At 73.6% G+C, this 21,702-nt stretch carries 23 protein-coding genes; 9 read left to right on the top strand and 14 right to left on the bottom strand.

Features of this window, described 5'->3' with window-relative positions:
* Positions 1-37: 37 nt before the first annotated feature.
* Positions 38-772 carry a D-Ala-D-Ala carboxypeptidase family metallohydrolase gene (locus tag GA0074692_RS17225; protein ID WP_091645870.1) on the bottom strand — a complete coding sequence of 245 codons (735 nt, stop codon included), beginning with the start codon at positions 770-772 and terminating at the stop codon, positions 38-40.
* A gap of 156 nt (positions 773-928) precedes the next feature.
* Positions 929-1,066 (bottom strand): carbohydrate-binding protein, encoded by a 138-nt coding sequence (locus tag GA0074692_RS36990; protein WP_425413338.1) that lies wholly within the window; start codon positions 1,064-1,066, stop codon positions 929-931.
* 287 nt (positions 1,067-1,353) lie between these two features.
* Between GA0074692_RS36990 and GA0074692_RS17215 the strand changes: the two genes are divergently transcribed.
* Positions 1,354-1,596 (top strand): DUF5522 domain-containing protein, encoded by a 243-nt coding sequence (locus GA0074692_RS17215; RefSeq protein ID WP_091653628.1) that lies wholly within the window; start codon positions 1,354-1,356, stop codon positions 1,594-1,596.
* A gap of 69 nt (positions 1,597-1,665) precedes the next feature.
* Here the strand turns inward: GA0074692_RS17215 and GA0074692_RS17210 are convergent, their stop codons facing one another.
* Positions 1,666-2,352 carry an iron-dependent transcriptional repressor DtxR gene (locus GA0074692_RS17210; RefSeq protein WP_091645868.1) on the bottom strand — a complete coding sequence of 229 codons (687 nt, stop codon included), beginning with the start codon at positions 2,350-2,352 and terminating at the stop codon, positions 1,666-1,668.
* A 99-nt stretch (positions 2,353-2,451) separates the two neighbouring features.
* On the opposite strand from GA0074692_RS17210, the gene GA0074692_RS17205 reads away from it, so the two are divergent.
* The 3 genes from GA0074692_RS17205 (at position 2,452) to GA0074692_RS17195 (ending at position 7,206) form a co-directional block, all read left to right on the top strand.
* Positions 2,452-3,309 (top strand): sulfurtransferase, encoded by an 858-nt coding sequence (locus GA0074692_RS17205; protein ID WP_091645865.1) that lies wholly within the window; start codon positions 2,452-2,454, stop codon positions 3,307-3,309.
* Between the two features lie 152 nt (positions 3,310-3,461).
* Positions 3,462-4,643, top strand: a complete 1,182-nt coding sequence (locus GA0074692_RS17200) for an acetoin utilization protein AcuC (RefSeq protein ID WP_091645862.1) — start codon at positions 3,462-3,464, stop codon at positions 4,641-4,643.
* Between the two features lie 22 nt (positions 4,644-4,665).
* Positions 4,666-7,206: a bifunctional acetate--CoA ligase family protein/GNAT family N-acetyltransferase gene (locus GA0074692_RS17195; protein ID WP_091645860.1), complete on the top strand. Its 2,541-nt coding sequence runs from the start codon at positions 4,666-4,668 to the stop codon at positions 7,204-7,206.
* Between the two features lie 132 nt (positions 7,207-7,338).
* Here the strand turns inward: GA0074692_RS17195 and GA0074692_RS17190 are convergent, their stop codons facing one another.
* Positions 7,339-7,746, bottom strand: a complete 408-nt coding sequence (locus GA0074692_RS17190; protein WP_091645858.1) for a VOC family protein — start codon at positions 7,744-7,746, stop codon at positions 7,339-7,341.
* A gap of 105 nt (positions 7,747-7,851) precedes the next feature.
* Complete coding sequence (sigB, locus tag GA0074692_RS17185; protein ID WP_091653625.1) at positions 7,852-8,859, bottom strand: RNA polymerase sigma factor SigB; 1,008 nt, start codon at positions 8,857-8,859, stop codon at positions 7,852-7,854.
* Positions 8,860-9,080: 221 nt separating this feature from the next.
* Between sigB and GA0074692_RS17180 the strand changes: the two genes are divergently transcribed.
* A complete protein-coding gene (locus GA0074692_RS17180; protein WP_091645855.1) occupies positions 9,081-9,869 on the top strand; it encodes a sporulation protein in 789 nt (262 codons plus the stop codon).
* Between the two features lie 45 nt (positions 9,870-9,914).
* On the opposite strand, the gene GA0074692_RS17175 is transcribed toward GA0074692_RS17180, so the two are convergent.
* The 5 genes from GA0074692_RS17175 to GA0074692_RS17160 form a co-directional block, all read right to left on the bottom strand.
* Positions 9,915-10,778 carry a winged helix-turn-helix domain-containing protein gene (locus GA0074692_RS17175; protein ID WP_245730343.1) on the bottom strand — a complete coding sequence of 288 codons (864 nt, stop codon included), beginning with the start codon at positions 10,776-10,778 and terminating at the stop codon, positions 9,915-9,917.
* A complete protein-coding gene (locus GA0074692_RS36055; protein WP_245730342.1) occupies positions 10,754-10,894 on the bottom strand; it encodes a hypothetical protein in 141 nt (46 codons plus the stop codon). The genes GA0074692_RS17175 and GA0074692_RS36055 overlap by 25 nt, the downstream gene beginning before the upstream one ends.
* Before the next feature lie 137 nt (positions 10,895-11,031).
* Positions 11,032-14,727 (bottom strand): S8 family serine peptidase, encoded by a 3,696-nt coding sequence (locus GA0074692_RS17170; protein WP_091645853.1) that lies wholly within the window; start codon positions 14,725-14,727, stop codon positions 11,032-11,034.
* Between the two features lie 132 nt (positions 14,728-14,859).
* Positions 14,860-15,282, bottom strand: a complete 423-nt coding sequence (gene dtd, locus GA0074692_RS17165; protein WP_091645851.1) for a D-aminoacyl-tRNA deacylase — start codon at positions 15,280-15,282, stop codon at positions 14,860-14,862.
* Positions 15,282-16,763: a DUF7782 domain-containing protein gene (locus tag GA0074692_RS17160; protein WP_176738481.1), complete on the bottom strand. Its 1,482-nt coding sequence runs from the start codon at positions 16,761-16,763 to the stop codon at positions 15,282-15,284. Before GA0074692_RS17160 ends, dtd begins: the two co-directional genes overlap by 1 nt.
* A 152-nt stretch (positions 16,764-16,915) precedes the next feature.
* Between GA0074692_RS17160 and GA0074692_RS17155 the strand changes: the two genes are divergently transcribed.
* Positions 16,916-17,491, top strand: a complete 576-nt coding sequence (locus tag GA0074692_RS17155; RefSeq protein ID WP_091645849.1) for an HhH-GPD-type base excision DNA repair protein — start codon at positions 16,916-16,918, stop codon at positions 17,489-17,491.
* Between the two features lie 85 nt (positions 17,492-17,576).
* Here GA0074692_RS17155 and GA0074692_RS17150 read toward each other — a convergent pair whose 3' ends face one another.
* Both GA0074692_RS17150 and GA0074692_RS17145 read right to left on the bottom strand, forming a co-directional pair.
* A complete protein-coding gene (locus GA0074692_RS17150; RefSeq protein WP_091645847.1) occupies positions 17,577-17,888 on the bottom strand; it encodes a hypothetical protein in 312 nt (103 codons plus the stop codon).
* A 13-nt stretch (positions 17,889-17,901) separates the two neighbouring features.
* Complete coding sequence (locus tag GA0074692_RS17145) at positions 17,902-18,189, bottom strand: hypothetical protein (protein ID WP_245730341.1); 288 nt, start codon at positions 18,187-18,189, stop codon at positions 17,902-17,904.
* Between the two features lie 105 nt (positions 18,190-18,294).
* On the opposite strand from GA0074692_RS17145, the gene GA0074692_RS17140 reads away from it, so the two are divergent.
* A complete protein-coding gene (locus GA0074692_RS17140; RefSeq protein WP_091645841.1) occupies positions 18,295-18,648 on the top strand; it encodes a DUF3099 domain-containing protein in 354 nt (117 codons plus the stop codon).
* Between the two features lie 95 nt (positions 18,649-18,743).
* On the opposite strand, the gene GA0074692_RS17135 is transcribed toward GA0074692_RS17140, so the two are convergent.
* Together GA0074692_RS17135 and GA0074692_RS17130 are read right to left on the bottom strand one after the other, a co-directional pair.
* A complete protein-coding gene (locus GA0074692_RS17135; protein WP_091645840.1) occupies positions 18,744-19,643 on the bottom strand; it encodes a carbohydrate kinase family protein in 900 nt (299 codons plus the stop codon).
* Positions 19,643-20,566 carry a pseudouridine-5'-phosphate glycosidase gene (locus tag GA0074692_RS17130; protein ID WP_091645838.1) on the bottom strand — a complete coding sequence of 308 codons (924 nt, stop codon included), beginning with the start codon at positions 20,564-20,566 and terminating at the stop codon, positions 19,643-19,645. The genes GA0074692_RS17135 and GA0074692_RS17130 overlap by 1 nt, the downstream gene beginning before the upstream one ends.
* A 90-nt stretch (positions 20,567-20,656) precedes the next feature.
* Between GA0074692_RS17130 and GA0074692_RS17125 the strand changes: the two genes are divergently transcribed.
* Entirely contained in the window at positions 20,657-20,875 is a 219-nt protein-coding gene (locus GA0074692_RS17125) for a DUF3039 domain-containing protein (protein WP_091645837.1), read from the top strand.
* 40 nt (positions 20,876-20,915) lie between these two features.
* Positions 20,916-21,566, top strand: coding sequence for a trimeric intracellular cation channel family protein (locus GA0074692_RS17120; protein ID WP_091645835.1), 651 nt, complete (start codon positions 20,916-20,918; stop codon positions 21,564-21,566).
* Positions 21,567-21,702: the final 136 nt, after the last annotated feature.

The following is a 21,702-nucleotide window of genomic DNA, read 5'->3' as shown; positions in this document are numbered from 1 at the left end:
GCCACGGGCCCGCTCCCCGTGCGGCGTTCGCTGCGGCTCAGATCCCGCAGGAAGGGGCTTCCCAGTAGAGGTTCGTCTGGGTGGCGACATGGGTGTGGTCGTTGTGGTCGGGGTAACCGGGGCCGAGGATCAGGTTGAACCCGTGGTAACGGGACTGCTTGGCCAGCGTGCAGAGGGACGGGCGTCCGATGAGATCGGCAGCGAGCCCGTAGACGTGCTTGCTCGTCGGCGAGCCGCCGACCGCACTGTTGCAGGCGTAACTGCGGAAGCCGCTGGAGATGTTGATGGAGACGTCGCCGAGTGCGTGCCGCATCGCCTCTAGCTTCCACATCACGACCAACGCGTTGAACTTCGCCGTCGAGGCGGAGACCGCGCCGCCGGACCAGTCCGAGTTGCAGCGGTTCATCTCGCTGTAGGAGAAGTTGGCCGGGGTGCAGTCGCCGTCCTGCAGGTCGTAGATCTTGCCGAGGGTCTGCGGTCCGGCCTTGCCGTCGACGGTGAGCCCCCACGCCTGCTGGAACCGGCGCACCGCCGCTTCGGTCGCCGGGCCGTACGAGCCGTCGAGGGCGAGGACCTGGCCGTAGGCGGGATAACCGGAGATCCGGATCTGCAGCTGCCGCACATCGTCGCCGGTCATGCCGGCGTGCAGGTAGCGGGGCCAGGTGTAACAGGTGTCGGCCTGGGCGGGGGCGGCCGTCGTCGTGGCGACGACCAGGCTCGCGGTCGCGGTGAGCAGCAGCGCAGCGGCGATCCGGAGTGTACGTCGGAACATCGAAGCTCCTAGCGGGACGAAATGATGTTGGACACTCTGGACCGCCTAGCCTCACCTGTCAATATTCACAAACGTCTTTTTGTTGTTCGGGGTCGAGCCTCTCTCGAGAGCCGATCGAACGCTTCCGGCCGCCGCAGGCGGGGTTGGCGACGGCCGTCAGGTGACCTCGACGAAGTCGAGTTCCGCCCAGCGGCTCCGGTGGGTGAGCCGCAGGGTGTTGAAGCCGGCGTTCAGCGTGACGTCGGCCTGTACCTGTCGCCAGGTCTCCCAGCCGGTGTTCGGATAGGTGACCACCTGCGCGCCGCCGTTGACGGTGAGGGTGTGCTGCGCGTCGCCGTAGCCCGCGGCGTACGCGACGTGCGCCGTGTAGTTCCCGGCCCGTGGGGGCGAAGACGGTGACCTCGACCCAGCTGTCGGCGTAGTCCATGTACGCCACGACCTGGCCCTGGGAGGCGGTCGTCGTGCTCCGCACCGCGCAGTGGTTGAGCCGGCCCCGTTCCGCCTCGTCCCGTACCCGGCTGCCCCGGACGACGGGGTACTCTCGTCCGCTTCTCGCCGCCCGCCCCACCTACACTGCACGGGTGGGTGGAGAGCGGCGGCCGCTGGCGGCACGGGCGTTGAGCGAGCCCCACCCGTCCCGCCTGTCGCCCCGGCATCCCGAGCGGGAGCGGATCCTCGCCGCGCACGCCGCCGCCCTGGCCGCCGGCGAAGCCGGCTACCTTGACCCGGGGACCGGTCTGTTCGTCCTCACCGCCGGCTTTCTCGCCCGGCGCGGCACCTGCTGCGGGCGCGGCTGCCGGCACTGCCCGTACGTCACCGACTGAGCCGGACGGGCACCGGCCCGCCCGGCGCACGTCGGAAACCGGGGTGGACGAATCAGCGGGTGTGACGAATCAGTGGGCGGCGACGAACACCCGGGAGGCGACCTCGCGGGGGAGACGGATCTTCTCGCCTGAGCGGTCGATGGTGACCGCGTCCCGTTCCTGGGCGACCGTCACCGTGGCGCCCGGGTCCACCCCGGCGGCGTGCAGCTGGCGCAGCACGTCCGCGTCGGTCTGTACGCTCTCGCAGATCCGCCGTACGATCACCCGCCCGGCGAGGCCGGGGAAGGCCAGGTTCCGTTCGCCGTCGACCGCCTCGGCGCTGGGCTGCTCCGGCGTGCCCAACTCCTCCAGCCCTGGGATGGGGTTGCCGTACGGGGAGCGTGTCGGGCGGTTGAGCAGGTCGTAGACCCGCTTCTCCACCGCGTCGCTCATCACGTGCTCCCACCGGCAGGCCTCCTCGTGGGCCTCCTCGTAGGGCATGCCGATCACGTTGACCAGCAGCAGCTCGGCGAGGCGGTGCTTGCGCATCACCGAGACGGCCGTGCCGCGGCCCAGCGGGGTCAGTGCGAGGTGCCGGTCGCCCTCGACGGTGAGCAGCCCGTCGCGTTCCATCCGGGCGACGGTCTGACTGACGGTCGGACCGCTCTGCCGTAGCCGCTCGGCAATCCGGGCGCGCAGCGGCGGCACCCCCTCCTCCTCGAGTTCGAGGATGGTGCGCAGGTACATCTCGGTCGTGTCGACCAGATCATGTTTCACGTGGCAGGTCCTCCCAAGAATCGATGCTACCCCGGTGACCGGTCGACGGCCGGCGGCGAACCGCCGGTCAGGACGGTGCGATGGGGTTAACTGGACGCCATGTCCGGTACCGACGATCTCCTGGTCGAGGCGGCGGAGTTGGCCGTCGAGATCGGTCACGCCCACCCGCCCATCCTGCTCGACGTCCGTTGGCGGCTCGCCGGCCCGCCCGGCCGGGGCGACTACGCCGCCGGCCACCTGCCCGGTGCGGTCTTCGTCGACCTGGACACCGAGCTGTGCGGTCCGCCCGGCCCCGACGGGCGGCACCCGCTGCCCGACCCGGCCGTGCTCCAGGCGGCGCTGCGCCGCGCGGGCGTCCGGGAGGGGCACCCGGTGGTGGTGTACGACGGCGGTGACGGGATGGCCGCGGCCCGCGCCTGGTGGACGCTGCGCTGGGCTGGACACCGCCCGGTCCGGGTGCTGCACGGGGGCTTTCCGGCCTGGGCGGCCGCCGGCCTGCCGGTCGACACCGACGTGCCGGCTCCTCCGCCCGGCGACGTCACCGTCCGTCCCGGCGGGTTGCCGGTGCTCGACGCCGACGCCGCCGCCCGGCTCGCCGCCGCCGACACGGGGGTGCTGCTCGACGTCCGGGCCGCCCCGCGTTACCGGGGTGAGGCCGAGCCGGTCGACCCGGTCGCCGGACACATCCCCGGTGCGGCGAACCTGCCCGCCCCGGAGTACGTCGCCGAGGGCCGCTTCCCGTCCGTCGCTCTGATGCGGGACCGGTTCGCCGCCGCCGGGGTCACCGCCGATCAGCCGGTCGGGGCGTACTGCGGATCAGGGGTGACCGCCGCGCAGACGGTGCTGGCGCTGCACCTCGCCGGCCGGCCCGACGCGGCCCTGTACGTCGGTTCGTGGAGCGGGTGGCTGGCCGACCCGGACCGGCCGGTGGCCACCGGCCCGGAGCCGGAACGCTGACGTCACGCGCCGGCCGGGACGTCCAGGCCAGGTCGGCCGTGACCCGCGCACCCCGGCCCGGGTGGCCCATCGGCCGGGACCCGCGTGCCGGTCGGCTGGAACGGCACAGCCTGGCTGGCCCGTCTGGTGGGCCCCCGTGCGACGATGACCCCATGTCCGACGACACGGTGGTGGTCTGGGACGCGGCGCTGCTCGACTACGACCTCGGTGACCATCCCCTGGATCCGGTACGGGTGGAGCTGACCGTCGCGCTCGCCCGCGAGTTGGGCGTGCTCGACCGGCCCGGGGTGCGCATGGTGCGACCCGCGCCGGCCGACGAGGCGCTGCTGACCCGGGTGCACCGGGCGGACTACCTGGACGCGGTCCGGGCGGCCCCGCACGACCCGTTCTTCTCCGGGTACGGCCTGGGTACCGTGGACAACCCGATCTTCGAGGGCATGCACGAGTCCAGCGCGCTGGTGGCCGGTGCCACGGTGGCCGCCGCCGAGGCGGTCTGGCGGGGCGAGGCGCGGCGGGCGGTGAGCGTGGCCGGCGGGCTGCACCACGCCATGGCCGGGCGGGCCGCCGGCTTCTGTGTCTACAACGACCCGGCGGTGGCCATCGCCCGCCTGCTCGACCTGGGCGCGGAGCGGGTCGCCTACGTCGACGTGGACGTGCACCACGGCGACGGGGTGCAGCAGATCTTCTGGGACGAGCCCCGGGTGCTGACGGTCAGCCTGCACGAGACGCCGCTCGCGCTCTTCCCCGGCACCGGCTTTCCGGACGAGACGGGTGGCCCGGCGGCACCGGGCAGCGCGGTGAACCTGCCGTTGCCGCCCGGCACCGACGACGCCGGCTGGCAGCGGGCGTTCCACGCGGTGGTGCCGTCGGTGCTCCGCGCGTTCCGGCCGCAGGTGCTGGTCACCCAGTGCGGCGCGGACGGACACCGGCTCGACCCCCTGGCCGACCTGCGGCTCAGCGTCGAGGGGCAACGGGCCACCTACCTCGCCCTGCGGGCACTCGCCGACGAGTTGTGCGAGGGACGCTGGGTGGCCACCGGCGGCGGTGGGTACGCCCTGGTCGAGGTGGTGCCTCGGGCCTGGACCCACCTGCTCGCGGTGGCCACCGGCGAGCCGGTCGACCCGGCCACCCTCACCCCGCCGGCCTGGCGGGCGCTGGCCGCCGCCCGCCGGCCGGGCCGGGTGGTGCCGCTGCGGATGGGCGACGGCGTGGACCCGACGCACGAGCCGTGGCAGCCGAACGGTGAGCCGGACGCGGTGGATCGGGCCATCGCCGCCACCCGCCGGTCGGTCTTCCCGCTGTTCGGGCTCGACCCGCACGACCCGAGAGACTGAACCGGCCGGGGAGGTACCGGACGTGAGCACCGTGGACGTACTGCTCAGCGATGGTACGACCGTCCAGTTGCGACGGATCGACCCGGACGACGCGCCGGCCATCGTGGCGATGCACTCCCGGTTCTCCGAGCGCACCCGCTATCTGCGCTACTTCTCCCCGTACCCGCGCATTCCGGACCGGGACCTGCACCGGTTCGTGTACGTCGACCACCACGACCGGGAGGCGTTCGTGGTGCTGGCCGGCGACCGGATCGTCGCCGTCGGCCGGTACGAGCGGCTCGGCCCGCGCTCGCCGGACGCCGAGGTGGCGTTCGTGGTGGAGGACGCCTACCAGGGGCGGGGGATCGGTTCGGTGCTGCTGGAGCACCTCGCCGACGCGGCCCGGCGGGCTGGCATCACGTCCTTCGTCGCCGAGGTGCTCCCGGCCAACGGGGCGATGCAGCGGGTCTTCGCCGATTTCGGGTACCAGGTCCAGCGGCAGTTCGCCGACGGGGTGGTGCACCTGAGCTTCCCGATCGCCCCGACCGAGCAGACCCTCGAGGTGCAGCGGGGCCGCGAGCAGCGTACCGAGGCCCGGTCGATCGCCCGGCTGCTCGCCCCGCACGGGATCGCCGTGTACGGGGCCAGCGCCACCGGCCAGGGGGTCGGCGCGGCGGTGCTCGGGCATCTGCGCGACTTCGGGTTCGCCGGTGCGGTCGTCCCGGTGCACCCGAGCGCGGCCACGGTCGCCGGGCTGCCCGCGTACCCATCGGCGGCCGACGCCGGTCAGCCGGTGGACCTGGCGGTGGTCGCGGTGACCCCGGACGCGGTGCCGGCGGTGGTGGCCGACGCGGCGGCGGCCGGGGTGCACGGCCTGGTGGTGATCTCCGCCGGGTTCGCCGAGGCGGGCGCGGCGGGGGCGGCGGCCCAGCGCGCCCTGGTCCGGCAGGCACACGCCGCCGGCATGCGCGTGGTCGGCCCGAACTGCCTGGGCATCGCCAACACCGATCCGGCGGTACGCCTCAACGCCACCCTCGCCCCGGTCCTGCCGCCGGCCGGCCGGGTCGGGTTCTTCAGCCAGTCCGGCGCGTTCGGGGTGGCCCTGCTCGCCGAGGCGGACCGGCGTGGTCTGGGCTTGTCCAGCCTGGTCTCGGCCGGCAACCGGGCCGACGTCTCCGGCAACGACCTGCTCCAGTACTGGCAGGACGACCCGGCCACCGACGTGATCATGCTCTACCTGGAGACCTTCGGGAACCCGCGCAAGTTCGCCCGGCTGACCCGGCGGATCGGGCGGGCCAAGCCGGTGGTGGCGCTCGCCTCCCCGGCCCGACCTGCCGCTCTGCCCGGCGGCCCGGACGAGGTCGCGGTCAGCGCGCTCTTCGCCCAGTCCGGGGTGATCCGGGTCGACACCGTGACCGAACTCTTCGACGTCGGGGTGCTGCTGGCCAAGCAGCCGTTGCCGGCGGGCCGGCGGGTCGGTGTCGTCGGCAACTCCTCCGCGTTGACCGGGCTCGCCGCCACGGCCTGCGCGGCGCACGGGCTCGAGGTCGCCGCCGGCTACCCCCGCGACGTCGGCCCCCGGGCGGGGACGAGTGAGTTCGCCCTGGCCCTGACCGCGACCGCCGCCGACGAGCGGGTCGATGCGCTGGTCGCGGTCTTCGCCCCGCCGCTGCCCGGGCAGCTGGTGGACACCGACGCGGACTTCGCCGCCGGGCTGGCCGGCGTGCTCGATACGGGCAAGCCGGTCGTGGCGACCTTCCTGGCCGGCGGACTTCCCGCCGACGTCCCGGCCTACTCCGGCGTGGAGGAGGCGGTCCGGGCGCTGGCCCGGGTGACCACGTACACGGACTGGTTGCGCCGGCCGCCGGGCGCCGTGCCCGAGTTGTCCGATGTCGACGCCGCCGCGGCTGACGCGGCGATCCGGGTCGACGGCCCCGACCAGGCCGGCCGGCTGCTCGGCGCGTACGGCGTCGAGGTGGTCGACTCGGTGCCGGTGCGGTCCGCCGACGAGGCCGCGGAGGTTGCCGGACGGATCGGCTTCCCGGTGGCGCTGAAGGCGGCGGCCGCCGGGCTGCGGCACCGCCTCGACCTCGGCGCGGTCCGCCTCGCCCTGGCCGACCCGGTCGCGGTGCGCCGGGCGTACGACGAGATGGCGGCGCTCTTCGGCGCGGACGTCCTGGTCCAGGCGATGGTCCCGCCCGGGGTGGCCTGCGTGGTGGAGTTGGTGGAGGACCCGACGTTCGGGCCGGTCGTCGGGTTCGGCCTGGGCGGGGTCGCCACCGAACTGCTCGGCGACCGGGCATGGCGGGCGGTGCCGCTGACCGACCGGGACGCCCGCGAGCTGGTCGACGAGCCCCGGGCCGCGCCGCTGCTGCGGGGCTACCGGGGGGCCGAGCCGGTGGACCGGGACGCCCTGGTCGACCTGCTGCTCCGGGTCGGCCGGCTCGCCGACGAACAGCCCCGGGTCCGCGCGCTCACCCTGAACCCGGTGCTGGTCCGGGCCGACGGCATCTCGGTGCTGCACGCCACCGTCCGGATCGGCGCCGCCGCCACCCGCCCGGACACCGGCCCCCGCCGACTCTGAGCGCCGTCCCCACCGGCCGTCAGCCTGCCGCCCGGACGGACGGAGGCGGGGGGCTGAGGTGTTTGCAGGGGACCCCTGCTCGCGTTTTTTGATGAGGAAGGGTCCCCTGCAAACACCTCAGCCCGCGTGAGGTCACCCCCGGCTGGAGATCTGCTGAACCGCCCAGCCGTTGCCGTCCGGGTCCTCGAAGAAGAAGAATCCGACGTTGTCCAGCGGGTCCGGCACCGGCCGGGGGTTCTCGCCGATCACCTGGATGTCGCTGACCGGCACCCCACGGGCGATCAGTTCGGCGTGAGCCCGACGCAGGTCCGGCACGACGAGCTGGAGTCCCTTGAGCGAGCCGGGCGGCATCCGGGGCACGGTGCCGGTGCCGATCACCACGGAACAGCCCGATCCGGGCGGGGTGAGCTGGACGATCCGGGCTTCGTCGCCGATCCGGGTGTCGTGGTCGACGGCGAAGCCGAGCTGCCGGGCGTAGAAGTCCCGGGCCCGGTCGACGTTGGTGACCGGCACCACGACGACCTCCAATGTCCAGTTCACGACGGCCTCCCTCGATCGACTCCGGTTGCGGTGGTCACGATCATTCTCCGCCGGCTGACGGCCGAGGGCCCCGGCGAACCGCCGGGGCCCTCGGGTGGTGCCGGTTCAGCTTGCGTACGCCTCCAGCCGCTGAGCCCGCTCCGGGTCGCGCAGCTTCAGCAGGGTCACCTTCTCGATCTGCCGGATCCGCTCCCGGGAGAGACCGAACTCCCGGCCGACCTCGTCGAGGGTGCGCTGCCGGCCGTCGTCGAGGCCGAACCGGAGCCGGATCACCGCCTCCTCCCGCTGCGACAGGGTGGCCAGCACGATCCGTACCTCCTGGCGGAGCTGGCCGTTGGCGATCTCGTCGCCGGGCTCCTGCCGCGGGTCGACGGCGGCGACGAAGTCACCGAGGGCGCTCTCGCCGTCCTCGCCGACCGCCTGGTCCAGGCTGACCGGCTCCCGGTCGTACGAGATCAGCTCGATGACCTGGAACTCCGGCACACCGAGCGCGACGGCCACCTCGGCGACGGTGGGCTCCCGGCCCAGCGAGACCGCGAGTTCCCGGCGGACCCGGACCATCCGGTTGACCTGCTCGACCATGTGCACCGGGATGCGGATGGTGCGGGCCTGGTCGGCCATGGCGCGGGTGATGGCCTGGCGGATCCACCAGGTGGCGTAGGTGGAGAACTTGTAGCCCTTGGTGTAGTCGAACTTCTCGACGGCGCGGATGAGGCCGAGGTTGCCTTCCTGGATGAGGTCGAGGAAGGCCATGCCGCGTCCGGTGTACCGCTTGGCGATGCTGACCACCAGCCGCAGGTTCGCCTCCAGCAGGTGGTCCTTGGCGGCCCGCCCCTCCGCCGCGACGACCTCCAGGTCCGCCCGGAGCTGGGCGGAGACGGGGGTGCAGGTGGCGAGCTTCTCCTCGGCGAAGAGGCCGGCCTCGATCCGCTTGGAGAGTTCGACCTCCTGGGCGGCGGTGAGCAGCTTGGTACGTCCGATGCCGTTGAGGTACGCCCGCACCAGGTCGGTGGACGTGCCACGCTCGTCGGTGGCGTCCAGGTCCGCCAGGGTCTCCACGGACCCGTGGTCGTCGGTGTCGGTGGTGGCCGGGGTCTTCGGGTGCTCGCTCATCTGCAGAACCATCTCTGTCGCCTCCCCGCGTCAACTTCGCGCGTACCGGGCCAGTGGCGCCGGTGAGACACAGCTTGCCCGGGGGCGCGTAAAACGGGAGTGAGGCGATCGGGGAACCGACAGGAATAGCGAGAGAACGTATGGCGGGGGTTGCGGAGCCCGGTTACGTTGCCACCGGTCGGCCAGCCGGGCCGTCACTCAAGAGGCAATCGGAGGTCGGTGTGGTCTTCAAGAAACTCATGCAGGCGATGGGCGTGGGCGGTCCGTCAGTCGAGACGGTGCTGGCCAACCCGAACTGCCGTCCAGGTGGGCACCTGGAGGGGCGGATCCAGGTGGTCGGCGGGGACCACGCGACGGACATCGAATACCTGGCGCTCGGGCTGATCACCCGGGTCGAGGTGGAGAGCGGCGACAACGAGTACGAGACCAACCAGGAGTTCCACCGCCAGCAGGTCACCGGCGCGTTCCGGCTGGAGGCCGGGCAGCGGCACGACGTGCCGTTCCGGTTCGAGGTGCCGTGGGAGACCCCGCTCACCCAGCTGTACGGGCAGCACCTGCACGGCATGACGATGGGGCTGCGTACCGAGCTGGAGGTGGCCCGGGCGGTCGACAAGGGCGACCTGGACGCGGTGGCGGTGCACCCGCTGCCGGCCCAGGAGCAGATTCTCCAGGCGCTGTTGCGGCTGGGCTTCCGGTTCGCCCGCGCGGACGTGGAGCGGGGCCGGATCTACGGCGTGCAGCAGCACCTGCCGTTCTACCAGGAGATCGAGTTCTACCCCGCGCCGCAGTACGCCAGCGCGATCAACCAGCTCGAACTGACCTTCGTCACGAACCCGCAGCACATCCAGGTCGTCCTGGAGGTCGACAAGCGGGGCGGCCTCTTCACCGAGGGGCGGGACGCGTTCGGCCGGTTCACCGTCGACCACGCCACCGCCCAGCAGACCGACTGGGCTGCCCAGCTCGACGGCTGGCTCCGGCAGTCCCTCCAGCGCCGGGGGCTCTTCTTCTGACGGGTACGCCGGCAGGTCTTCTGGCCTGACCGTCGCCGGGGCGGCTCAGGCCCAGCCGTGGCGCGCGGCGTGCCAGCCGAGCTGCATCCGGGTCTCGACGCCCGCGAGGTCCATCAGGTGCCGCAGCCGCCGTTGCAGGGTCCGCAACGACAGGTCGAGCTGGGCGGCGACGACCTGGTCGGTGAGCCCGGCCAGCAGCAGCGCCAGGATCCTGCGGTCCAGCTCGGTCGGGCTGTCGGGCCCGCCGATGGCGTGGTCGGACGCCTCGCCCGCGGCGGAGACCTCGAGCGGGTGGGCGTGCCGCCACACGATCTCGAACAGCGCGTCCATCGCAGCCAACAGTCCGGTGCGGTGCAGCAGCACCGCACCGGGCTCGCCGCCGGGCGTGGCGGTCAACGGCACCAGGGCCAGTTCCGCGTCGGCCAGGATGAGCTTGATCGGCAACGACTCGACCACCCGTACCTGGACGCCGCTGCGCAGTGATTCGAGGGTCTCGGCGACCACACCGGGTTCGGCGAGCGCCGGGCGGTCCACCACGACCCGGAAGCGGACCCCCTGCCCCACGGCCACCGACTCCACCGCGTTGCTGCCCGGTGGTACGGCGATGAAGGGCAGGGTGACGAAGCTGCGGACCTCCGTACGGGCGGCGTGCTGCACCTGGGCGAACCGGTGGCGGACCGCGTCGACGCCGGTGACCACCTCGATCAGCTCGTCGATGGTGCGTCCGGCGACCGCCCCCCGGTACTCCTCGGCGAGCGTGACGAGTGCCAGTTCGGCGCTGCGCAGGGCGCTGCGCTGCTCGCTGATCAGCGCACCGAGCGCGACCGCGGGCGGCGCCACCGAGAAGGCACCGTCCGGCCCGGACGCCACCAGACCGCAGGCCGTCAGGTGGGACAGGGCCGTCTCCACCGTGGCCGGGGCATCCGCAGGGCGTCGCCGAGTTCGGTGACACCGGCCCGCGCCCGCCGGACCAGCAGCCCGTAGACCGCCTCGGCCTCCGGGCTCAGACCCAACGCGCCCAGCATCGGTGGCCGCCTCCCTCCGCCCGTGACGACACGGGGAGTATGGGCCAGGGTGATGGTTCCCGAACAGCCCCCGACGCCGGTCGGGTGAGCGGGAGGAGCCCCGGGACGCGTTGCGCCCCGGGGCTCTGTGAACCACATCACCGCAGGCCGTAGGCCCGGATGAGTTCCTGCCGGATACCGAAACCGGCGTCGGTGCGGGCGTCGGCCCGGACCGAGACGAAGCCGCCCGGCTGCTTCGGCAGCTTGAGCGAGCCGGTCCACCGGTCGTCGGCGCCCTTACTGAGGGTCACCGGCTGCCAGGTGGCGCCGTCGTCGTAGGAGACCTCCAGTCCGACCGAGGCGACCGTGCCGGTGCCGGTGCCGCCCGGCTGGGGTCCGGCCTTGATGCTGATCTGCTGGTTGGTGCCGGCCTTGACGTCGCCGCGCAGGTCCGTCTCGAGCGCATAGTCGAGCTGGAGCAGCGCGAACGGGACGAAGTTCTCCGCCTGGTTCGAGCTGGAGACGAAGTCCCACTCGGTGTGGGTGCGGGTCGACAGCCGCCACTGCTCGGCCGGCCGCGAGGCGTCCAGCACCAGGCGGTACGGCAGCGTGCCGGCGGGCACCGCCTTCCACTGCAGGTCGGCACCGCGCTTGTTCTCGTGCAACAGGGTGTCGCCCTGGTAGAGCTTGAGGTTGGTCGGCACCGAACCCCACTCCAGGTGGCCGCCGTGCTCCAGGGTGTCGCCGGACGGGCTCCAGGTCTGCACGTTGACCTGCAGGTAGTCCCGGTAGCGGCCGTTCTTCAGGGCGAACGTCCGGCTGAAGGCCGGTCGGACGGCCGGTGCGAACCAGTTCAGTGCGGTGGTCGTGTTCTTGGCGTACGAGTTGTGGTGCGCCGTGTCGGTCCAGGTGTCCTGGATGTGCACCTCGTGCCAGACCACGTCCGGCGTGACCCACTCGGTACGGGTGCCGGGGTGCCACTCCCGCTCGCGGAAACCGAACGAGGGGCTGAAGGTCATGTCGTACCGGTAGCCCTCGCCCTCGCCGTCTCGCACCGCGTGGTACCGGGCGTCGATCCGGGCCAGGTCGTTGCGACCCGGGTGGTAGGTGAGCGGCTGGTCGGGCACCTGTCCGGGGTAGACGCGGGCCAGATCGTAGAGGTAGCTGGCGTACGGCGTCCGGGTGACGGTCAGTTTCGGCGCCCCGGCGCGGGCCGCCTCGACGAGCTTCCGCCCGGCGTCCCGATGCACCGTGGCGACCGGGATCGGGGAGTCGCCGACGTGCTCGTTGAGGACGCCGGGGCCGTCGTTGACGACCAGCAGCAGCTTCGCCCCGGCGGCCGCCGCGGCGGCGGCGCGCTCCGCCGGGCTGACCGCGTCACTGCGGGTCACCACCGCGACCGCGCCCCTGGCGTCGACACCGGCGTACTCGCCGGGGGCGCCGGTGCCCGCGTAGACCGGACGCAGCGTGTCCTTGCCCGCGGTGAGCGTGCTGCCCGGCTGGACAACGGTGTCGATCGGCAGCAGGCCGTTGGCGGTCAGGCTCAGCATCGGTTCGCCCTTGCGCCACCGGGTGGACATCGTGAACGAGCCCTGGGTGACCGGCTCCGTCGGCGACAGGTAGAGGTCGTCGTACCGGACCGGGAGCTGGAACGCCTGCCGGAAGCTGGCGCCGCCGGCGTACTGGACGGTGAAGTCGAGCTTGCGCTGCCGGTCCTCGGTGCGCTCCGGCGTGGCGGTGTCGAGCAGGCGGGCCCGGCTGGCGTCCAGCACCACCTCGGTCGAGCGGTCGAGCACGGTTTCCGGGTCGACCAGCAGGGCGAAGCCGAGGGCGTCGGGGCGCTCGCCCGGGACGTCCAGCACCGTTTCCACCGTGTAGGTGCCCGGCGGCAGCCGCAGCGTCCGCTCGCCGCTGACCGGGTACGAGTCGGCGGATCGCGCGCCGGCCTGGTTCACCACGACGGTCGCGCTGGCCGGCTTGCCGTCCCGGCCGCGCAGCTTGATCGTCAGGTCGTACCGCTCGTCCTCCTTGAACAGCGCGAGCGCGGTCCGGGTGACGGGTGTGCCGGTGGCGGCGTCGGTGCCGACCAGGTACCCGGTGAGCTGGCCCGGGGCCGAGCCGCGCGGGTCACCGGTCACCGGGACGGCCGCGGTGCCGCCCGCCGGCACGGTCACCGAGGAGGCGCCGAGGGTGAACGGGCCGCCGCCGGTGAGGGCCAGGTTCAGGGTCACCGCCGTGGTGCCGGAGTTGGTGACGGTCACCTGCCGGGTCACCGGGGCGTCGCTGGACTCGTGCGGCCAGTCGAAGGCGCCGAAGAACGCCGAGCCGGTGGCCCGTACGGTGTTACGCGTCGCCGCCGCCACGTCCAGCCGGCCGGTGCCGACCTGGTACGGCTGGTACTCGTCGGCCAGGCCCTTGGCGCTGCTGGTCAGCGCCTCCTTGAGCTGCGGACCGGTCCACTCCGGGTGCCGCTGGGCCAGGATCGCCGCGGCTCCCGCCACGTGCGGCGTGGCCATCGAGGTGCCGTCCATGCTCTGGTACATGCCCGTGCCGCTGGTGGTCTGCTGGGAGCGGGCCGCGGTGATGTCGACGCCGGGCGCGGTGACGTCGGGCTTGAGCGCGCCGGTACGCGCCAGCGGGCCGGTGCTGGAGAACCACGCCAACTGGTCCTGCTTGTCGACCGCGCCGACGGTCAACGCGCTGGGGGCGGTGCCGGGCGATCCGATGGTCTGCGGCCCGGAGTTGCCGGCGGCGACGACGAAGAGGGTCCCGTGCCGGGCGGTCAGCGTCTCCACCGCGAGGGCCATCGGGTCGGTGCCGTCGATCAGCGAGCTGTCGCCGAGGCTCATGTTGACCACGTCCGCCCCGGACTCGGCCGCCCACTGCATGCCGGCGATGATCCACGAGTTCAGGCCCTGCCCCGCGTTGTTGAGCACCTTGCCGACGATCAGGTCGGCTCCCGGGGCCACCCCCCGGTACGCGCCGCCGGAGGCCGTGCCGGTGCCCGCGATCGTGGAGGCGACGTGGGTGCCGTGCCCGTGGACGTCGGAGGTGTCCTCGCCCGGCACGAAGCTGGCCTTGTCGTCGATCTGGGCGGCCAGGTCGGGGTGGGCGGCGTCGACCCCGGTGTCCAGCACGGCCACCGTCACCCCGGTGCCGTCGTAGCCGGCGGCCCACGCCTCGGGCGCGCCGACCTGCGGCACGCTCTCCTTCAGGCCGGCGGTGACCCGGCCGTCGAGCCAGAGCTTTCCGACCCCGCCGCCGAGCGTCGCGCCGGACCGCGCGTTCGGTGCCGGGGCGACAGTGGACCAGAAGGCGCGGGCCTGCTTCTTGTCGGCGGCCAGCGCCGCACCCGTGATGCTGGGCAGGTCGCGGACGAGTTTCGTGCCGCGCGGCGTCGCCGGGCGGGTCGCGCGGCCCTTCGTCGGCGAGTAGGTGGCGATCAGGGGCAGGGCGGTGCTCCGGGCGTCGTCGTACCCCATCTCGATGAGGTCGGTGACGTTGAACAGCCGCCGGTCGAGGGTGCCGCTGTCCAGCAGCGGCAGTGCCTCCTCGGGCAGGACGTACAGGTCACCGCCGCTCTCCTGGATGCGGACACCACCGGTGGCGCTGTCGGGCCGGTCCACGTCGGCCGTGGCCCTGCCGTCGGCGAGGCTGGTCACCGTGACCACGTCACCGGTGATCAGAGTGACCGTGTGCGTGTCCCGGGTCGCGGCCGGGGCGACCGGAGCCGGGTCGGCCGCTGTCGCGGACGTCGGGATCGCGGCGGCTCCCGCCGCGATCAGTCCGGCCGCCGCCGCAGCGGCGACCAGCCGCCTCCGACCGGAGGCGAAGGGCTGTGAGGGGGATTGCATGCGACGGTTCTACCGCCGCCGTTCACCCTGGTGAACAGTTGACGGTGGCGGGGTAACGCCACGGCGTGACACCGCCACCGTCGTCGGTCGCCGCAGGCCCGTCGTCGGCGGGCGTCGGCCGGCCGGTGCTGGTCAGAGATCGAGCAGGATCGTGCGGGGGCCGACGTTGACGCTCTCGACCAGCATGTGGGCGCGGAAGCGGCCGGTGGCGACCGTGGCGCCCCGGGACCGCAGCGCCTCGACGACCTCGGTGACCAGAGGCTCGGCCACCTCGGCCGGCGCGGCGGCGGTCCAGCTCGGCCGGCGTCCCTTGCGGGCGTCGCCGTAGAGGGTGAACTGGCTGACCACCAGGACCGGCGCCCCGGTCTCCGCCGCGGACCGCTCGTCGTCGAGGATGCGCAGCTCGTGGACCTTGCGAGCCATCGTCCGGGCGATCTCCGGGGTGTCCGTGTGGGTCACCCCGAGCAGCACCAGCAGGCCGTCGGTGATCGCCCCGACCACCTCACCGTCCACCGTCACGCTGGCCCGGCCGACCGTCTGCACCACCGCCCGCATCAGGCGGTCACCGGCTCGACGAAGCCCCGCTCGACCAGGTGCGCCACGATCGGGCCGGCCGCCTCGGCCAGCTCGTCCGGAGCGACATCGTGCGCGGCGGCCAGCAGGGCGAGCTGGTCGCGCAGCGGCAGCCGTCCGTCCGCCCCGCCGACCAGGGCCAGCACCAACGGGTCGATCTCCTCGCTCCAGCGCAGCCCGTGCGGCGCGGCCAACACCTGCCGGTCCACCGCCCAGCCCTCGTCGCCCATGGTCGCCTCCTGCCGTAGCTGCAACCCCTCGGCGGCCCGGAAGCGGTGCGCCAGCAGCCCCTCGGTGTCGTGGGCGCGCAGCCAGTCCTGCCGGTCGAACCAGCCGGCGACGTGGTCACCCATCGGCGGCTCGACCCGCTGCCGCAGGTCCTCCACCCGGACCACCGGGTCGTCGTGGCCGCTGTTGCGCAGGCTGACGATGCCGAAGCCGACCGCCTCCACCTTGTGCGCGTCGAACCAGTCCAGCCAGGCCGCCATCCGGTGCGGGTCCGGGGTCTCGCCGACGTCGGTCACCCACAGGTTCACGTACGCCATCGGGTCGGCGACCTCGCGCTGGACGACCCAGGCGTCCAGGCCGGTGCCGGCGAACCAGCCGGCCACCCGATCACCCCAGTCCTCGCCGGTGACGTGCACCCAGTTCGCCAGGTACTGCATGGTCCCGCCCTCGGTGAGCAGCCCCGGAGCGGCGGCGGCCAGCTCCGCGCCGACCGCGTCGCCGACCCGGCCGGAGTCCCGGTAGACGTGGGTGGTGGTACCCGGGCCGACCACGAACGGCGGGTTGCTCACCACCAGGTCGAACCGGCGACCGGCGACCGGGGCGACCAGGTCACCCCGGAGCAGTTCCCAGTCCAGCCCGTTGAGCGCGGCGGTGGTGGCCGCGAAGCGCAGCGCCCGCGCCGAGAGGTCGGTGGCGGTGACCCGGCGGGCGTGGGTGGACAGGTGCAGAGCCTGGACGCCGGAACCGGTGCCGAGGTCGAGCGCGGTCTCCACCGGCCGGCGGACCGTCGCGCCGAGCAGGGTCTGCGTCGCCCCGCCGACCCCGAGGACGTGTTCGGCGTGCAGCGGACCGGGTCGGGCGCTGGCCGGCAGGTCGGCGAGTACCCACCAGTCGTCCCCGTACGGCTCCAGGTCGATCCCGGCGCGCAGGCCGTCGCCGTACCGCTCGACGAACCCGGCGTCGAGGGCCTCGGCCACGGTCAGCGGCGCGAGGGCGGCGACGACCGACGCCTCCGGCTCGGTCTGCTCGCAGATGAACAGGCGGATCAGCGTGCCGAGCCGGTCCCGGTCCTCGGTCGCGCGCAGCGCCGCCCGGTAGTCGTTGCGCGTCATCGCGGCGGTGGCCGGCGGCCCGAGCCGGTCGGCGATACCGGTGCCGGTGAAACCGGCGCTGGTCAGCGCGGTGCGCAGCCGGTCGACACCGGCGGGGGAGAGCAGCATGTCGTGTTCGTCCACCTCGCCATCCTGCCTGCCCGCCGGGACGGCGCCGGCACCACCCACGACATCCGTCCGGGAACATGTTGAAGTCGCGTCAGCGGCCGGACGTCCACCGAGCCGTCCGGTACGTCGTGCCGTTCCTGACGGGCTCAGCCGGGCAGGATGGGCGCATGACGCTCTCGTTGCCCATCGACCCCGAGGCCAACCGGCTGCTCAACCATGATCCGTTGGCCCTGCTGCTCGGCATGGTCCTGGACCAACAGATCCCGCTCGAGAAGGCGTTCACCTCGCCGTACGTGCTGGCCGAGCGGCTCGGGCACGCACCGGACGCCCGGGAGTTGGCAGCGTACGACCCGGAGGCCCTGGTCGAGGTCTTCGCCCGGCCGCCGGCCCTGCACCGGTTCCCGAAGGCGATGGCGGGCCGGGTGCAGGAGGTGTGCCGGGTGCTGGTCGAGCGGTACGACGGGAACGCCGCCGGGATCTGGGCCGACGTCACCGACGGCACGCAGCTGCTGCGCCGACTCACCGACCTGCCCGGCTTCGGCCAGCAGAAGGCGCAGATCTTCCTGGCCCTGCTCGGCAAGCGCTTCGACGTCCGCCCGACCGGCTGGCGGGAGGCGGCCGGCGGGTACGGCGACGCGGACGCGTACCGCTCGGTGGCCGACATCACCGACGTGGCGTCGCTGGGCCGGGTGCGTGAGTACAAGCAGCAGCAGAAGGCAGCGGCCAAGGCGACGAAGGGCTGACCGTCGGCGGTACCGGCCGGCGAGCGGCACGGGCCCGGCCGGGTGGTACCGCGTCGCCGCAGCGAAGGGCTGACCGGCGGGTGGCTCAGGCGGCGGTCGGGTGGGCGAGGGCGGCGAGGGCCCGCCGCACGTCGGCCAGGGAGACCGTCGCCGAGTCGTCCAGGTCGGCCAGGCCGGCCTCGATCCACTGCCGCATCAGCGTGGTGACCCCGAGCCCCCGGGCCTCGGCCACGGCCCGGACCCGCTCGTAGGTGTCCAGGGGCAGGCGCACCGACCGGCTGACCATCGGCACGTCGGTGTCCGGCGTCGGCAGCCCGACCGGCTGGCCGTCGTCGACCAGTTCGGCCAGGCGGTCGCCACCCTCGTGGAACTGCCTGGTCGCGTCCTCGCGGTTCATCGTCCCGGCCTCCTCATCGGCGCGATCTCCGCACGGCTTCCTCGTAGCGCTTGGCTTCCACGTCGCTCAGGTCGCGGGCGGAGAGGATGTCCCAGTCGTTGTCGAGCCCGTCGGCCTCGGCGAGCAGCACGGCCAACCCTCGGCCCCGGCGGGCGGCGGCGTAGACGACCATCACGTCGTCGCCCAGGTGCCGGATCACCCGGCGGGAGCTGTGCAGCGCCTCCCAGACCTCGCCCGGGGAGACGCCGTAGACCCGCAGGTTGGCCAGTGCCTCCTCGGTGAAGCTGAACCGGCTACCCACGGGCGGAGCGTACCACGCACGTAACACGGAATCCCGTCGCGTCGACTGTCGCCGTGAGACGGTCTCAGGTGACAGGATGGGTCGAACCCCTCGAGGAGGTCCGTCGTGAAGCGTCAGGCGTACCAGCCGATCCTGATCACCGACGCCCCGCGCAGCCAGGACGACCAGCTCAACAGCCGGCAGCGACGGTACGTCGTGATGATGTCGATCCGGGTGGCCTGCCTGGTCGTGGGCGCTGTCCTGGTCGGGGCGCAGGCCCCGCTGCTCTGGCTCTGGCTGCCGCTCTGCGCGCTCGGCATGGTGCTCATCCCCTGGCTGGCGGTGCTGATCGCCAACGACCGGCCGCCGAAGGACGAGAACCGGATGTTCCACCGCCCGCCGCGCCGGGACGCGCCCCCGCCGCGTAGCCTCGCCGCCACCGAGGAACGCCCCCACCGGGTCATCGACGCCGACCTCTGAAGTCCCGGCCACACCGGGGTGGGCCGTACGGCTCTGGGCTCGGCCTCACCCGGGCCGGCCGTGCGACTGAGGGCTCGGCCTCACCTGGCTCGGCCTCACCCAGGCGGGCGCGCGCCGACTCCGGCCACCGCGCGGGCGCCGAGCCCGCCGGCGCGGGCCAGCGCTGCCGCCGGGGTCGCCCCGGCGAGCCAGCCGGCGATCAGCCCGGCCGCGAAGGCATCTCCGGCCCCGGTGACGTCGACCACCGCCACCCGCTGCGCCGGTGCCGTCGTCACCGTGCCGTCCGGTCCGGCCCAGACCGACCCGGCCGATCCGCACTTGACCACCACGTACCGGGCCGTCGCCGTCAGCGTCCGGGCCCGCTCGGCCGGGTCGGTGCCGCCGGCGAGCACCTCCGCCTCGTCGGCGTTGACCAGGAGCAGGTCGACGCCGCGTACCCAGTCCAGGAACGCCGCCGCGCCGACCTGCCGCAGCGGCGCCGCGGACGCCGCGTCGACGCTGGTGGTGAGCCCACCCTCGCGCGCCGCGGCCAACGCCGCGAGTCCCGCGTCGCGCGACACGGCGTCCAGCAGCGGGTACGCCGACAGATGCAGGTGCCGCGCGTCCGACGCCCCGGCCAGGGCTGAGCGCACCTGCGCGCCGGTCAACCGCTCGTTCGCCCCGCGCTCGGTGAGCATGGTCCGCTCGACGCCGGAGGCGAGCACCACCACGCTGCCGGTCGGCCGGTCGCCGTACGCGACGACCGCGCAGTCGATCCCGGCCCGGGTCAGCTCGGCGACCCGCGCCCGACCCGCCTCGTCGTCCCCGACCGCCCCGACCAGGGTGACCGGTACGCCCAGCTCGGCCAGCCAGGCGGCGGTGTTGGCGGCCTGGCCGCCGCCGGTGACCCGGATCTCGGCCGGGGTGTCCGAACCGATCGCCAGTGGTCCGGCGACCACTGCGACCACGTCGGTCACCACGTCGCCGACCACGACCACCCGGGGCGGGCGGTTCATCAGGCGGCGGAGCGGGCGGCGGCGACCGCGATCCGCGCGGCCAGGTCCGCGTTGCGCAGGACGAGCCGGACGTTCACCGCCAGGCTCGCCCCCTGCGTGGCGGAGTGGAAGTGGGCGAGCAGGTACGGCGTCACCGCCTTGCCGGTCACCCCGGCCCGCTCGAGCCGGGCCAGCCCGTCGGCGAGGGTCCGGTCGTGCAGGTCCCGGTCGAGCTGCTCGTCGACGGGGAGTGGGTTGGCCACCACCAGCCCGCCGGTCTGCACGCCGTGTGCGGCACGGGCGGCCAGCACCGCCGCCACCTGCTCCGGCGAGTCGACCGACCAGTCCAGGTCGAAACCGCCGTCGGTGACGAAGAAACCGGGGAACCGCCGGGTGCGGTAGCCGACCACCCCGACGCCGAGCGTCTCCATCCGCTCCAGGGTCGCCCCGACGTCGAGGATCGACTTGACCCCGGCGCAGACCACCGCGATCGGGGTGCGGGCCAGGGTGGTCAGGTCGGCCGACTCGTCGAAGGTCTGCGCGGCCTCCCGGTGCACCCCGCCGAGCCCGCCGGTGGCGAACACCCTGATCCCCGCCGCGGCGGCCACCGCGCTGGTCGCGGCGACCGTCGTCGCCCCGTCCGCGCCGGTCGCGGCGGCCACCGCGAGATCCCGTACGGAGAGCTTCGCCACGCCGTCGGCGGTGGCCAGCCGGGTCAGCTCCGCGTCGTCGAGTCCCACCACCAGCCGGCCGCCCACCATGCCGATGGTCGCCGGCACCGCGCCCACGTCCCGGACCGCCCGCTCGATCTGCCGGGCGACCCGCAGGTTTTCCGGCCGGGGCAGGCCGTGCGAGACGATGGTGCTCTCCAGGGCGACCACCGGACGCCCGGCGCGCAGCGCCTCGGCGACCTCGTCGCCGGGTCGGATGTGAAAGTCGGTCACGCCGCCACCGTACGGTGCGGTGCGCCTACCGGGACACTCCGGTGGACCATGCGGAAGTGACCTGCCAGACTGGAAAGTTGGAGGTGTGTCATGAGCACAGAGGTTCTCGAGCGTCCCGAAGTGAAGGACGCCGACACCGGGCCGGAAATGTTCCATTACGTCCGTAAAGAGAAGATCGCCGAGAGTGCCGTGATGGGTACGTTCGTGGTCGCGCTCTGCGGGGAGACCTTCCCGGTGACCAAGGCGGCCAAGCCCGGTTCCCCGGTCTGCCCCGCCTGCAAGGAGATCTACGACTCCTGGGCCGACTGACCGTGGGCGGCCCGACCGGCCGCCCACGTAACCTGCGGCGGTGACCACCTCCACCGCCCTGCTCCTGGCCGACCTGGTCGGCGTGGCTGTCTTCGCCGCCTCCGGGGCGTCCGCCGCGGTGGCCAAGCGCCTGGACCTCTTCGGCGTCGTCTTCGTCGGCTTCGTGGCCGCCCTCGGCGGCGGCATCGTCCGGGACCTCGTCGTCGACCAGGCCCCGCCGCTCGCCTTCGCGGACTGGCGGTACGCCGCCACCGCCGTGGTCGCCTCGGCGGTCGTCTTCCGGCTGCACCCCCAGTTCGCCCGACTGCGGACCACCGTCCTGGTGCTGGACGCGGCGGGGCTGGCCCTGTTCACCGTCACCGGCACCCTCCGGGCCCTGGACGCGCAGGTTCCGCCGGTCGGCGCGTGCCTGGTCGGCATGCTCACCGGGATCGGCGGCGGCCTCGGCCGGGACCTGCTCACCGGGGAGATCCCGGTCGTGCTGCGCCGGGAGATCTACGCGGTCGCCGCCCTGATCGGCGCGGCCACGGTGGTGGCGCTGGACGGCCTCGACCGCACCGGCCCCGTCCCGCTGACTGTCGCCGCGGCGCTGGTCTTCGGCCTCCGCCTGGTGGCCCTGCGCCGGCACTGGTCCGCCCCGCTGCCCACGTTCCGGCCACCTCGCCCGAACGGCCACCCACCGCCGTCCTGAACACCCCGTATCGCGACGGTGTGGTCCAGGTGACGGACGGGGCGGTGGTGTCGCCAGGCGTGCTCCGAGCCACCTGGTTATGCTGGTCCGGCCTTCGCGGCGTCCGGGCGCGGAGGCGTTTTCATGGGCGGCGGTA

The organism is Micromonospora pallida, from assembly GCF_900090325.1.
GTDB lineage: Bacteria > Actinomycetota > Actinomycetes > Mycobacteriales > Micromonosporaceae > Micromonospora > Micromonospora pallida.
The sequence above is the reverse complement of the archived record's forward strand: the minus strand, read 5'-3'. Positions and strand labels throughout refer to the sequence as shown.

Excerpts from the sequence above, each read along its gene's own strand:
- GA0074692_RS17225 (WP_091645870.1), bottom strand. The coding sequence starts at position 772 with ATGTTCCGACGTACACTCCGGATCGCCGCTGCGCTGCTGCTCACCGCG.
- GA0074692_RS17205 (WP_091645865.1), top strand. The coding sequence starts at position 2,452 with ATGTCCGGTACCGACGATCTCCTGGTCGAGGCGGCGGAGTTGGCCGTC.
- GA0074692_RS17200 (WP_091645862.1), top strand. The coding sequence starts at position 3,462 with ATGTCCGACGACACGGTGGTGGTCTGGGACGCGGCGCTGCTCGACTAC.
- sigB (WP_091653625.1), bottom strand. The coding sequence starts at position 8,859 with ATGAGCGAGCACCCGAAGACCCCGGCCACCACCGACACCGACGACCAC.
- GA0074692_RS36055 (WP_245730342.1), bottom strand. The coding sequence starts at position 10,894 with ATGCTGGGCGCGTTGGGTCTGAGCCCGGAGGCCGAGGCGGTCTACGGG.
- GA0074692_RS17170 (WP_091645853.1), bottom strand. The coding sequence starts at position 14,727 with ATGCAATCCCCCTCACAGCCCTTCGCCTCCGGTCGGAGGCGGCTGGTC.
- dtd (WP_091645851.1), bottom strand. The coding sequence starts at position 15,282 with ATGCGGGCGGTGGTGCAGACGGTCGGCCGGGCCAGCGTGACGGTGGAC.
- GA0074692_RS17155 (WP_091645849.1), top strand. The coding sequence starts at position 16,916 with ATGACGCTCTCGTTGCCCATCGACCCCGAGGCCAACCGGCTGCTCAAC.
- GA0074692_RS17150 (WP_091645847.1), bottom strand. The coding sequence starts at position 17,888 with ATGAACCGCGAGGACGCGACCAGGCAGTTCCACGAGGGTGGCGACCGC.
- GA0074692_RS17135 (WP_091645840.1), bottom strand. The coding sequence starts at position 19,643 with ATGAACCGCCCGCCCCGGGTGGTCGTGGTCGGCGACGTGGTGACCGAC.
- GA0074692_RS17125 (WP_091645837.1), top strand. The coding sequence starts at position 20,657 with ATGAGCACAGAGGTTCTCGAGCGTCCCGAAGTGAAGGACGCCGACACC.